1 protein-coding gene is annotated in these 14,099 nt (G+C 77.2%); it reads left to right on the forward strand.

Annotated elements, in window-relative coordinates; all coding sequences use genetic code 11:
* The first annotated feature begins 29 nt into the window (after positions 1–29).
* The gene (locus tag O7600_RS02925) at positions 30–14,099 is read left to right on the forward strand and encodes a type I polyketide synthase (protein ID WP_281592153.1); all 14,070 of its coding nucleotides are present in this window, start codon (positions 30–32) and stop codon (positions 14,097–14,099) included.

Consider the following 14,099-nt stretch of genomic DNA (forward strand, 5'->3'; position numbering starts at 1 on the left):
ATCGGCACGCCGAGTGAGGTAGGTCCACGGTGAACAGCGAGGACGAGAAGTACGTCGAGTACCTGAAGCGTACGACCTCGGAGCTGCGCCGCACCCGGCGGCGGCTGCGGGCGCTGGAGGCGCGCGACACCGAGCCGGTGGCCATCGTGGCGATGACCTGCCGCTACCCCGGCGGCGTCGGGTCGCCGGAGCAGCTGTGGGACCTGGTCCGCGACGGCGGCGACGGGATCGGCCCGTTCCCCGCCGACCGGGGCTGGGACCTGGACCGGCTCTTCCACCCCGACGCCGACCACCCGGGCACCAGCTACGTGCGCGAGGGGGGCTTCGTCTACGACGCCGGCGACTTCGACGCCGACCTGTTCGGCATCAGCCCGCGCGAGGCCGTCGCCATGGACCCGCAGCAGCGGCTGCTGCTGGAGGCCACCTGGGAGGCGTTCGAACGGGCCGGGCTGCCGCTGCCGGCCGTGCGGGGCAGCCGCACCGGCGTGTTCGTCGGCGCCGCCGCGCACGGCTACGACGCGATCCTCGCCCAGGCCGGGCAGGACGGCGAGGGACACTCGCTCACCGGCAACTCGACGAGCATCGTCTCCGGCCGGATCGCGTACACGCTGGGGCTGGAGGGGCCGGCGGTCACCATCGACACCGCCTGCTCGTCCTCCTCGGTGGCGATCCACCTGGCCGTGCAGGCGCTGCGCAACGGCGACTGCGAGCTGGCCCTGGCCGGCGGTGTCACGGTGATGCCCACGCCGGCCGTGTTCGTCGGGTTCAGCCGCCAGCGCGGGCTGGCCGCCGACGGCCGGTGCAAGCCGTTCGCCGCCGCCGCCGACGGCACCGGCTGGTCCGAGGGCGTCGGCATGCTGCTGCTGGCCCGCCTCTCCGACGCCCAACGGCACGGTCATCCGGTGCTCGCGGTGATCCGGGGCAGCGCGGTCAACTCCGACGGGGCGTCCAACGGGCTGAGCGCGCCGCACGGCCCCTCCCAGGTGCGGGTGATCCGGCAGGCGCTCGCCAACGCCCGGCTCACCCCCGAACAGGTCGACGTGGTGGAGGCGCACGGCACCGGCACCACGCTCGGCGACCCGATCGAGGCGCAGGCGCTGCTGGCCACGTACGGGCAGGACCGGGGCGACGCGCCGCCGGTGCTGCTCGGCTCGGTCAAGTCGAACCTCGGGCACACCCAGGCCGCCGCCGGCGTCGCCGGCGTGATCAAGATGGTGCTGGCGCTGCGGCACGGCGTCGTCCCGCCCACGCTGCACGTGGACCGGCCGTCCCCGCACATCGACTGGGACGCCGGGGCGGTCGCGCTCGCCACCGAGGCCACGCCCTGGCCGGCCGTCGACCGGCCGCGCCGCGCGGCGGTGTCCTCGTTCGGGGTGTCCGGCACCAACGCGCACACCATCCTGGAGCAGGCACCGGAGCCGGAACCCGCCGAGGACGAGCCGGCGCCCGTCGACCGGCCGGTCGTCCCGGTGCTGCTCTCCGCCCGCTCCCCGGAAGCCCTCGCCGCCCAGGCCGGCCGGTGGGCCGCCTGGCTGGCCGCCGACCCCGACGTCCGGCCGCTCGACGTCGCGTACTCCTCGGTGGTGTCCCGGTCGGTGCTCGACCACCGGGCCGTGCTCGCCGCCGCCGGCCGCGACGACCTGGTGGCCGGGATGCGCGCGCTCGCCGCCGGCGAGCCGGCCGGCACGGTCGTCACCGGCACCGGTACGCCGCGCGGCCAGCTCGCGGTGCTCTTCTCCGGGCAGGGCACGCAGCGCGCCGGCATGGGTCGGGAGCTGTACGCGACGTTCCCGGTGTTCGCCGCCGCGCTGGACGAGGTGTGCGGGCACCTGGACCGGGCGCTGCCCCGGCCGCTGACGGAGGTGCTGTTCGCCGCCGCGGGCACCGCCGACGCCGCGCTGCTGGACGAAACCGTCTTCACCCAGGCCGGGTTGTTCGCGGTCGAGGTGGCGCTGTTCCGGCTGGTCGAGTCGTTCGGCGTCACCCCCGACCTGGTCGGCGGCCACTCCATCGGCGAGGTCACCGCCGCCCACGTCGCCGGCGTGCTGTCGCTGGAACACGCTGCCGCGCTGGTCGCCGCGCGGGGCCGGCTCATGCAGGCGCTGCCGGCCGGCGGCGCGATGCTCGCGGTCGCCGCCGCCGAGGACGACGTCCGCGCCACCCTGACCGACCCGGACGCGCCGATCGACGTCGCCGCCGTCAACGGCCCGGCCGCCGTCGTCCTCTCCGGCGCCGCCGACGAGATCGACCGGGCGGAACGGCACTGGCGGGACCGGGGCGTGCGCACCCGGCGGCTCACCGTCAGCCACGCCTTCCACAGCCCGCTCATGGCGCCGGTGCTGGACCGCTTCCGCGCCGTCCTGGACCGGCTGACGTTCGCCGCCCCGACGCTGCCGGTCGTGTCGAACCTGACCGGCGACCTGGCCGACCCGGACGAGATCCGCACATCCGACCACTGGGTACGGCACGTCCGCGAGGCGGTCCGCCACGCCGACGGGGTCCGCGCGCTGCGCGCCGCCGGCGCCGACACGTTCCTGGAGATCGGGCCGCGCGCGGTGCTCACCCCGCTGACCGCCGACATCCTGCCCGACGAGCCGGTCCGCGCCGTCGCCGTCCAACGCGGCGACCGCGCCGAACCCGACGCGCTGCTGGCCGCCCTGGCCGACCTGCACGTCCACGGCCACCCGGTCACCTGGTCCACCTGGTTCACCGGGGCCGGCGCCCGCCGGACCGACCTGCCCACGTACGCCTTCCAACGCCACCGCTACTGGGCCGGCGACGGCAGCGCCCCGACCGCGACGACGACCGAGGGCGCCGACGGCGACTTCTGGGCCGCCGTGGAGCGCGGCGACCTGCCCGCCGTGGCGTCCCACCTGGCCGTGCAGGACGACCCGGAGGCGGTGGCCGCGCTCGCCCCGGCCGTGCCGGTGCTCTCCTCCTGGCGGCGCGCCCGGCACCGCGACGCCACGCTGGACGGCTGGTCCTACCGGGTGGTCTGGGAGCCCGTCCACCCCACCCCGGCGCCGGCCCTGACCGGCCGGTGGCTGGTCGTCGCGCTCGACGACCCGGCGCCGTGGGCCGCCCCGCTGGCCCGGGCCGGCGCCGACGTCGACCTGCTCACCGTTCCCGCCGACGCCGGCCGTGCCGCCCTGGCCGACCTGCTGCGCGACCACCCCGAGCCGGGCTGGCGCGGGGTGCTCTGTGTCCTGCCCGCCCCGGACGCGCCGCGACCCGACGCGCCCGCCGTGCCGGCCGGGACGGCGCTGCTGCTCACCCTGACCCAGGCGCTCGCCGACACCGGCCGGGCCGGCCGGCTGTGGTGCCTGACCCGGGGCGCGGTCACGGTCGGCGGCGGGGAACCGCTCACCGACCCGTACGCGGCCGCCGCCTGGGGACTCGGCCGCGTCGTCGCGCTGGAACAGCCCGACCGCTGGGGCGGCCTGGTCGACCTGCCGGCCGGCGACACCCCGGACCGGGCCACCGCCGACGCGCTGCTCGCGGTGCTCGCCGACGGCGGACACGACGAGGTCGCCGTCCGGACGCACGGCACCTTCGGCCGGCGGCTCGTCCCCGCCACCCCGCCCAGCGGGCCCGGCTGGCGGCCCACCGGCACGGTGCTGGTCACCGGCGGCACCGGTGCGCTCGGGCGGCAGGTCACCCGCTGGCTGCTCGACGCCGGCGCGACCGACGTCGTGCTCGCCTCAAGGCGCGGCCCGGACGCACCCGGCGCCGCCGACCTGGTCGCCGAGCTGCCCGGCGCGCGGGCGGTCCGCTGCGACGTCACCGACACCGCCGCGGTCGCGGCGCTGGTCGCCGACCTGCCCGCGCTGACCGCCGTGGTGCACGCCGCCGGCACCGTCGACGACGGCATCCTCGACGGCCTCGACCTGCCCCGCACGCAGGCGGTGCTGGACGCCAAGGTCCGCGCCGCCCGGGCGCTGCACGATGCCACCGCCGGCCGCGACCTCGACGCGTTCGTGCTCTTCTCCTCGCTCGCCGGCGTGATCGGCAGCGCCGGGCAGGGCAATTACGTGGCGGCCAACGCGTTCGTGGACGCGTTCGCCACCTGGCGCCACGATCTCGGGCTGCCCGCCACCGCGGTCGCCTGGGGCGCCTGGGCCGCCGAGGGCATGGCCGCCGCCAGCGCCGACCTCACCGCCCGGCTGGTCCGGGGCGGTGTGCACCCGCTCCCCGCCGAGCCGGCCGCCGCCGCGCTCGGCCGCGTCGTCGGCGCCGGACCGGCGGTCACCGTCGCCGACGTCGACTGGGGACGCCTCGCCGCCACCCGCGGCCGGCCCGCGCCGCTGCTCGCCGGGCTGCCCGGCGTGCCGGCCGGACCCGCCGTGGTGACCCCGGCCGTGGTGGTCGGCCGGTCCCTGCCGCAGCTCACCGAACTGGTCCGGGCCCAGGTCGCGCTGGTGCTCGGCCACCCGGCCGGCCGGCCGCTGCCCGACCGCACGTTCCGCGACCTGGGCTTCGACTCGCTCACCGCGGTCGAGCTGCGCAACCGGCTCGCCGCCGAGACCGGCGCGACCCTGCCCGCCACGCTCGTCTTCGACCACCCGACCGTCGCCGAACTCGCCGCCCACCTGCACGGCCTCACCGCCGACCCGACCGGCGGCGCGGTCGTCGCCGCCGACGTCGACCGGCACCGCGAGCCGGTGGCCATCGTGGCGATGAGCTGCCGCTTCCCCGGCGGCGTCGCCACCCCCGAACAGCTGTGGGAACTGGTGGCCGGCGGCACCGACGCGCTGTCGCCGATGCCGCAGGAACGCGGCTGGAACGTCGCCGAGCTGTACCACCCGGACCCGGAGCACCTCGGCACCAGCTACGTGCGCGAGGGCGGCTTCCTGACCGGGGCCGGGGAGTTCGACCCGGCGTTCTTCGGCATCAGCCCGCGCGAGGCGGTGGCCATGGACCCGCAGCAGCGGCTGCTGCTGGAGACCGCCTGGGAGGCGTTCGAACGCGCCCGCCTCGACCCGGCCGGGCTGCGGGGCAGCCGCACCGGCGTCTACGTCGGCACCAACGGGCAGGACTACGGCTCGCTGCTGCTGGCCGCCGGCGACGGCGACGAGAACTACCTCGCCACCGGCGTCTCCGCCAGCGTCATCTCCGGGCGGCTCGCGTACACCTTCGGGTTGCACGGCCCGGCCGTCACGGTCGACACCGCCTGCTCGGCGTCGCTCGTCGCGCTGCACCTGGCCGCGCAGGCGTTGCAGGCGGGGGAGTGCGACCTCGCGCTGGCCGGGGGCGCCACCGTGATGGCCACCCCCGGCATCTTCGTCGGCTTCTCCCGCCAGCGTGGCCTCGCCGCCGACGGCCGGTGCAAACCGTTCGCCGGCGCCGCCGACGGCACCGGCTGGGGCGAGGGCGTCGGCCTGCTGGTGCTGCAACGGCTCTCCGACGCCCGCCGCGACGGCAACCCCGTCCTCGCCGTGGTGCGCGGCAGCGCGGTCAACTCCGACGGCGCGTCCAACGGGCTGACCGCGCCCAACGGGCCGGCCCAGCAGCGGGTCATCCGGCAGGCCCTGGCCAACGCCGGACTCGCCCCCGACCAGGTCGACGCGGTCGAGGCGCACGGCACCGGCACCACGCTCGGCGACCCGATCGAGGCGCAGGCGCTGATCGCCACCTACGGCCGCGACCGCGACGCCGACCGGCCACTGTGGCTCGGCTCGGTCAAGTCGAACCTCGGCCACACCCAGGCCGCCGCCGGCGTCGCCGGCGTGATCAAGATGGTCCTCGCCATGCGGGCCGGCGTGCTGCCGCCCACCCTGCACGTGGACGAGCCCACCCCGCACGTCGACTGGTCCGCCGGCACGGTCGCGCTGCTCGCCGAGGCCCGGCCCTGGCCGGCCGGTGACCGGCCCCGGCGCGCCGCCGTCTCCTCGTTCGGCATCAGCGGCACCAACGTGCACACCGTGCTGGAGCAGGCGCCGCCGGAGCAGCCCGCGCCGCGCGACGTCGTACCCGCCGGGGAACTGCCCTGGACGCTGTCCGGACGCGGCGCCGCCGCGCTCGCCGCCCGGGCCCGCGACCTGCGCGCCCACCTGGACACCGTGCCCGACGCCGCGCTGCCCGACCTGGCCTGGTCGCTCGCGACCACCCGAACCGCCCACGAGCAGCGCGCGGTCGTGCTCGCCGCCGGCCGCGACGACCTGGCCGCCGCGCTGGACGCGCTCGCCGCCGGCCGCCCCGCGCCGCACACCGTCACCCGCGCCCCGGGTACGGGCGGCGACGTGGTCTTCGTCTTCCCCGGTCAGGGGTCGCAGTGGACCGGCATGGCCGCCGACCTGCTCGCCACCGCGCCGGTGTTCGCCGAGACGTTCACCGCCTGCGCGCAGGCGCTGCGCCCCCACCTCGACTGGTCCCCGGTCGACGTGATCCGGGGCGCGCCGGACGCGCCGTCGCTGGAGCGCGTCGACGTGGTGCAGCCGACGCTGTTCGCGGTCGGCGTGTCCCTGGCCGCGCTGTGGCGCTCCTACGGCGTGCACCCGTCGGCGGTGGTCGGTCACTCGCAGGGCGAGATCGCCGCCGCGTACGTGGCCGGCGGGCTCAGCCTCGACGACGCCGCCGCGGTGGTGGCGCTGCGCAGCCGGGTCATCGCCGAGATCGCCGGCGACGGCGGCATGGTGTCCGTCGCCACCACCGCCGACGAGGTGGGCGCGACCATCGCCCGCTGGGACGGGCGCGTCGCGCTCGCCGCGGTCAACGGGCCGACCTCGGTGGTGGTCTCCGGCGACGCCGCCGCCCTGGACGAGCTGATCGCCCACTACCAGGGCCGGGACGTGCGGGTACGCCGGGTGCCGGTGGACTACGCCTCCCACTCCGCGCACGTCGAACCACTGCGCGAGCGGCTGCGTGACCTGCTCGCCGGCCTGCGCCCGCGCACCGGCGAGATCCGGTTCCGGTCCACCGTCACCGGCGAGTGGACGGACACCGCCGGACTCGACGCCGACTACTGGTACCGCAACCTGCGGCAGACCGTCGGCTTCGACGCGGCGATCCGCGACCTGGCCGCCACCGGCCACCAGACCTTCGTCGAGGTCAGCGCTCACCCGGTGCTCACCATGGCGATGCAGGAGAGCGTCGAGGCGGCCGCCGCCGACCCGGCCGCGGTCACCGTCACCGGCACGCTGCGCCGCGACGAGGGCAACCTCGCCCGGTTCCACCGGGCGCTCGCCGAGGCGTACGCCGGTGGGGTCGCCGTCGACTGGCGACCCGCCTTCGCCGGCCTCGCCGCCCACCGCCTCGACCTGCCCACGTACCCGTTCCAGCGGCAGCTCTACTGGCCGCGCCCGGCCGCGGCCCCGGTAGCCGCCGCCCCGACCGAGCCGGACGAGGTGGACGCCCGGTTCTGGGCCGCCGTCGAGGCCGAGGACCCGGCCGCGGTCGGCGCCGAACTGGCCGACGCCGCCGACGTGCCCGCCGACGCGCTCGCCGCGCTGCTGCCGGCGCTGGCCGCGTGGCGACGCCGCCACCGCGACCAGGCCACCGTCGACTCCTGGCGCTACCGCGACGGCTGGCTGCCGGTCGCCCCCGACGCCGCCGACCGGCCGACCCTCGACGGCGACTGGTGGCTGGTCACCGGCCCCGGCGACGTCGGCGTCGACGCGGCCGACGTCGTCGCGGACGCGTTGCGCCGGTACGGCGCCACCGTCGTCCCGCTCGCCCTGACCGGCGAGCGCACCGACCGGGACGCGCTCACCGCGCGGCTGCGCGACCGGCACGCCGACGCCCCACCCGCCGGCGTGGTCTCCCTGCTCGCGCTGGACGAGACGCCGCTGCCCACGCACCGGCACGTGCCGGCCGGCTACGCCGGCACCGTCACCCTCACCCAGGCCCTCGGCGACGCCGGGATCCGCGCGCCGCTGTGGACGCTCACCCGGGGTGCGGTCTCCACCGGACCCACCGACCCGCTGCCGCACCCCACCCAGCAGCTCGCCTGGGGGTTCGGCCGGATCGCCGCGCTGGAACACCCGGACCGCTGGGGCGGCCTGGTCGACCTGCCCGACACCGTCGACGACCGCACCGCCACCCGGCTGGCCCGGATCCTCGGCGGCGCCGACGGGGAGGACCAGGTCGCGCTGCGCCCCACCGGCGCGTACGGCCGGCGGCTGCTGCGCGCGCCGCTCGGCGACACCCCCACCCCGCGCGACTGGCGGCCCACCGGCACCGCGCTGGTCACCGGCGGCACCGGCGCGCTGGGCGGGCACGTGGCCCGCTGGCTCGCCGCCCACGGCGCCGACCACCTGGTGCTGCTCAGCCGGCGCGGCCGCGACGGCGACGGCGTCGACGAGTTGGAGGCCGAGCTGACCGCACTGGGCGCCCGGGTCACCGTGGCCGCCTGCGACGCCGCCGACCGGGACGCGCTCGCCGCCGTGCTCGCCGCACTGCCCGCCGAACACCCGCTCACCACCGTCGTGCACACCGCCGCCGTGCTCGACGACGCCGTCATCGGCGCGCTCACCCTCGACCGGATCGACCACGCGCTCGGCGCCAAGGTCACCGCCGCGGTCAACCTGCACGAGCTGACCCGCGACCACGACCTCGACGCGTTCGTGCTGTTCTCCGCGATGGCCGGCACCGTCGGCAGCTCCGGCGTCGGCAACTACGCCCCCGGCAACGCCTACCTCAACGCGCTCGCCGAGCACCGGCGCGGCCTCGGCCTGCCGGCCACCTCGATCGCCTGGGGCGCTTGGGGCGGCGGCGGGATGGCCGACGGGGAGTTCGGCCGGATGCTGCACCGGCACGGCGCGCCCGAGATGCACCCCCGCCTCGCGATCGCCGCGCTGCACCAGGCGCTCGCGCACGACGAGACGTACCTGACGGTGTCGAACATCGCCTGGGACCGGTTCCGGGTCGCGCTCACCGCCACCCGCCCGGCCCCGCTGATCACCGAGATCCCCGAGGCGCGGCAGCCCGCCGCCGACCGGGAGGCGGACGAGACGGCCGAGGTAGCACCGGCCGGCGCGTTCGCCCGGATGGCGCCCGAGCAGCGCCGGGAGGCGCTGCTCGACCTGGTCCGCGACCAAGCGGCCACCGTCCTCAAGTACGCCGGCGGCGAGGCCGTCGACCCGCACCACGCGTTCCGCGACCTCGGCTTCGACTCGGTCACCGCGGTCGAGCTGCGCAACCGGCTCGCCACCGCCACCGGCCTGCGGCTGCCCGTCACACTGGTCTTCGACTACCCGACCGCCACCGTGCTGGCCCGGCACCTGCACACCGAACTCGGCGGCGCCGCCGAGATCGGCCCGGCCGCCGGACCGGCCCCGCTCGCCGACGACGAGCCGGTCGCGATCGTCGCCATGTCCTGCCGCTTCCCCGGCGGCGTCACCGACCCGGAGCGGTTCTGGCAGCTGCTGCACGCCGGCCGCGACGCGGTCTCGGAGCTGCCCGGCGACCGCGGCTGGGACCTCGACGGGCTCTACGACCCCGACCCCTACTCCGCCGGCACCTCCTACGTCCGCACCGGCGCGTTCCTCTACGACGTGGCCGACTTCGACGCCGGCTTCTTCGGCATCTCACCCCGCGAGGCCGTCGCCATGGACCCGCAGCAGCGCCTGTTGCTGGAGACCTCGTGGGAGGCGATCGAACGGGCAGGGGTTGATCCGGGTGGCTTGCGGGGTTCACGAACAGGGGTGTTCGTCGGCACGAACGGCCAGGACTATGGGGCCCTGTTGATGGTGTCCGCGGACGAGGTCGAAGGGTTCGCGAGCACCGGGAACGCGGCGAGCGTGGTCTCGGGGCGGGTGGCGTACGTGTTGGGGTTGGAAGGACCGGCGGTCTCGGTGGACACGGCGTGTTCGTCGTCCCTGGTCGCGCTGCACCTCGCGGCGGCGGCGCTGCAACGCGGCGAGTGCGACCTGGCCCTCGCGGGCGGCGTGACCGTGATGGCCACCCCCGGGCTGTTCGTCGAGTTCTCCCGCCAGCGCGGCCTCGCGCCCGACGGCCGGTGCAAGGCGTTCGCGGCCGCCGCCGACGGCACCGGTTGGGGAGAGGGGGCCGGGATGCTGCTGGTCGAGCGCCTCTCCGACGCCCGCCGCAACGGCCACCCCATCCTCGCCGTGCTGCGCGGCAGCGCGGTCAACCAGGACGGCGCGTCCAACGGGCTCACCGCACCGAACGGACCGTCGCAGCAACGCGTGATCCGGGCGGCCCTGGCCGCCGCGCGACTGTCCCCGGCCGACGTGGACGTGGTGGAGGCGCACGGCACCGGCACCACCCTCGGCGACCCGATCGAGGCGCAGGCGCTCATCGCCACGTACGGGCAGGGCCGCGCCGAGGTCGAACCCCTGCTGCTCGGCTCGGTGAAGTCGAACATCGGCCACACCCAGGCCGCCGCCGGCGTCGCCGGAGTGATCAAGATGGTCCTCGCCATGCGGGCCGGCGTGGTCCCGCCCACGTTGCACGTGGACGCGCCGTCGCCGCACATCGACTGGTCGGCCGGCGCGGTCGAGCTGGTCACCGAGAACCGGGCCTGGCCCGCCGCCGGACCGCGCCGGGCCGCCGTCTCGTCGTTCGGCATCTCCGGCACCAACGCGCACGTCATCCTCGAACTCCCCGACGAGACACCCGCCGACGCGGACCCCGACCGACCCGGGCCGCCGGACGGTGCGGGCACCGTCCGGCCCGGCCTCCTCGACGGCGCGCTCGCCTGGCCGGTGTCGGCGCGGACCCGCGACGGATTGGCCCGGCAGGCCGGCCGGCTCGCCCGGCACCTGCGTGCCGCCCCGGCCGACCCGGCGGTGGTCGCCTGGTCCCTCGCGACCACCCGGACCGCGTTCGAGCAGCGGGCCACCGTGGTGGGCGCGTCCGCCGAGGACCTGTTGTCCGGGCTGGACGCGCTGGCCGCCGGCACGCCGTCACCGGCCGTGGTGACGGGCACGGTGGCAGGGCGCGGCGCCGGCCCGGTGTTCGTGTTCCCGGGTCAGGGCGCCCAGTCGGCGCGGATGGCGGCCGGTCTGGTCGGGCGGACGCCGGTTTTCGACGCCGCGTTGGCCGAGTGTCAGGCGGCGTTGGCCCCCTATCTGGACGTCGACCTCGGGTCGGTGTTGACCGGGGAGGACGAGTCGTGGCTTGAGCGGGTCGAGGTCGTGCAGCCGGTGTTGTGGGCTGTCGGCGTCGCCCTTGCCGCGGTGTGGCGGCACGTGGGTGTGAGCCCGCAGGCGGTGGTCGGGCACTCGCAGGGCGAGATCGCCGCCGCCTGCGTCGCCGGCATCCTCTCCCTCGACGACGCGGCCCGGACGGTGGCCCTGCGGTCCCGGGCGCTCGCCGCGCTGCGGGGCACGGGCACGATGGCGTCGGTCGACCTGCCCGCCGACGAGGTGACCGCCCGCCTGCCCGGGTTCGCGGGTGTCGGGGTCGCGGCGGTCAACGGTCCGTCGACGGTGGTGGTGTCCGGTCCGCCGCAGGCCGTCGCCGACTTCGTCGAAGCGTGTCAGGCCGACGAGATCCGGGCCCGGTTGATCCCGGTCGACTACGCCTCCCACTCGGCGGCCGTGGAGGAGGTCGCCCGGCAGCTTCGCGCGGACCTGGCCGACGTCACGCCGCAGGCCGGCCACACGCGTCTGGTCTCCACGTTGACCGGTGACTGGGTCGACCCGGCGACCATGACGGCCGACTACTGGTACGACAACCTGCGGCAGACCGTCCGGTTCGACTCGGCGGTGCGGACGGCTGTCGCCGCCGGACACACGACGTTCGTGGAGATCTCCCCGCATCCGGTGCTGGCCATGCCGGTCACCGCGATCCTGGACGACACCGGCACCACCGGGCACGTGCTGTCCACGCTGCGTCGCGGTGACGACGACCCGACCCGGCTGCTGACCAACCTCGCCACCGCGCACACCGTCGGCCTGCCCGTCGACCTCACCCGCGTACTGCCCGAGACCGACATCGTCGACCTCCCCACCTACGCGTTCGACCGGGAGCGCTACTGGCCCCGCACCCGCACCGTCGACGCCGCCGACGCCCCGACCGGCGCCGACGCCGCGTTCTGGGCCGCCGTCGACAACGAGGACCTCGCCGCCCTGGCCGACCTCACCGCGCCGGACGCCACCGAGTCCCTCGACCGCCTCGGCGCCGCGCTGCCGCTGCTCGCCGACTGGCGACGCCGCCAACGCGACCGGTCCACGCTCGACGACCTGCGCTACCGGGCCGTCTGGCAGCCGTACGCCGGGGTCCCGGTCGCGTTCCTCACCGGCGCCTGGTGGGTCGTGGCCGACTCGGACGGCGCCGCCGAGGCGAAGACGGCCGTGGCCGAACTGACCCGGCGCGGCGCGGACGCCCGGCTGGTCCTGCTGCCCGAGGACGCCACCGACCGCGCCGCCGTCGCCGCCCGACTCACCGCCGTCGCCGGCCCGGTCGACGGGGTGCTGTCCCTGCTCGCCCTCGCCGACACGCCGGTCGACACCCCGGTGCCGCCGTTCCTGGCCCGGTCGCTGGCCCTGCTCCAGGCGCTCGGCGACCTGGACGTGCCCGCGCCGCTGTGGTGCCTCACCCGGGGCGCCGCCGGCACCACCCGCGACGGCGGCGTCGACCGGCCCGAGCAGGCGCTGCTCTGGGGCCTCGGCCGGGTCGCCGCCCTGGAACACCCCCAGCGGTGGGGCGGCCTGGTCGACGTGCCGGCCACGCTCGACGACCACGGCTGGGACCTGCTCTGCGCCGCGCTGTCCGGCCCCGACGGTGAGGACCAACTCGCCGTCGACGGCGTCACCCTGCTGGTCCGCCGCCTCGTCCGGGCCCCCGGCGGCGGCGCCGACCCGGCGGACGGGCATCCCGGCACCACGCTCGTCACCGGCGGCACCGGCGCGCTCGGCGGGCAGGTCGCCCGCTGGTTCGCCGACCGGGGCGCGGCCCACCTGCTGCTGGTCAGCCGGCGCGGCGCCGACGCGCCGGGCGCGGCCGACCTGGTCCGCGACCTCACCGACCGGGGCGCCCGGGTCACCGTCGCCGCCTGCGACGTGGCCGACCGGGCCGCGCTGGCCAAGCTCCTCGACGACGTACCCGCCGACGCGCCGCTGACCACCGTGGTGCACGCCGCCGGCGTCCTCGACGACGGGGTGCTCGACGGCCTCACCGCCGACCGCATCGCCGACGTGCTGCGACCCAAGGCGCTCGGCGCGCTGCACCTGCACGAGCTGACCGCCGAGAAGGACCTGCGGGCGTTCGTGCTCTTCTCCGCGCTGCCCGGGCAGCTCGGCGCCGCCGGCCAGGGCAGCTACGCCGCCGCCAACGCCTACCTGGACGCGCTGGCCGAGCAGCGGCACCGGCAGGGCCTGCCGGCCACCTCCGTCGCCTGGGGACCGTGGGCCACCGGCGGCATGGCCGACGCCGACCCCGCGGTGGCCGAGCGCCGCCGCCGCAGCGGCGTCACCCGGCTCGACGCCGACCTCGCCCTCACCGCGCTCGCCGGCTGCCTCACCGGCCGCGAGCCGGTCACCCTGGTCGCCGGCGTCGACTGGGCCCGGTACGTGCCCGGCTTCACCGCGGTGCGGCCCAGCCCGCTGCTCACCGGGATCCCCGAGGCGCGCCGCGCCGCCGCCGAACGCGCCGAGGACGGCGGCCCGACCGCCGACTCACTCGCCGCGCTGCTGGCCGGGCAGACCGACGCCGAGCGGCGCCGGACGCTGCTGGACCTGGTCCGCGGGCAGGCCGCGGCGGTGCTCGGACACGCCTCCGACGCCGCCGTCGAACCGGACCGGGCGTTCCGGGACCTCGGCTTCGACTCGCTGACCGCGGTGGAGCTGCGCAACCGGCTCACCGCCGCCACCGGCGTACGGCTGCCCGCCACCGTCGTGTTCGACTACCCGAGCGCCGCGCTGCTCGCCGAGTACGTCCGCGCCGCCGTCGTCGACGGGGGAGTGGCCGCCGCGACGCCGGTCTTCGGCGAGCTGGAACGGCTGGAGGCGGCGCTGGCCGGCGCGGCGCCCGACCGGGGCGCCCGGCTGCGGATCACCGAACGACTGCGCACGCTGCTGGCCTCGCTCAACGAGGTGGACGCCCCGGCCGACGGCGACGGTGTCGCCGGCAAGCTCCAGGACGCCACCCCGGACGAGGTCTTCGACTTCATCGACCGCGAGCTGGGGGTGTCCTGA

The sequence above is a fragment of the Micromonospora sp. WMMA1998 genome, from assembly GCF_027497375.1.
Lineage (GTDB): Bacteria > Actinomycetota > Actinomycetes > Mycobacteriales > Micromonosporaceae > Micromonospora > Micromonospora sediminicola.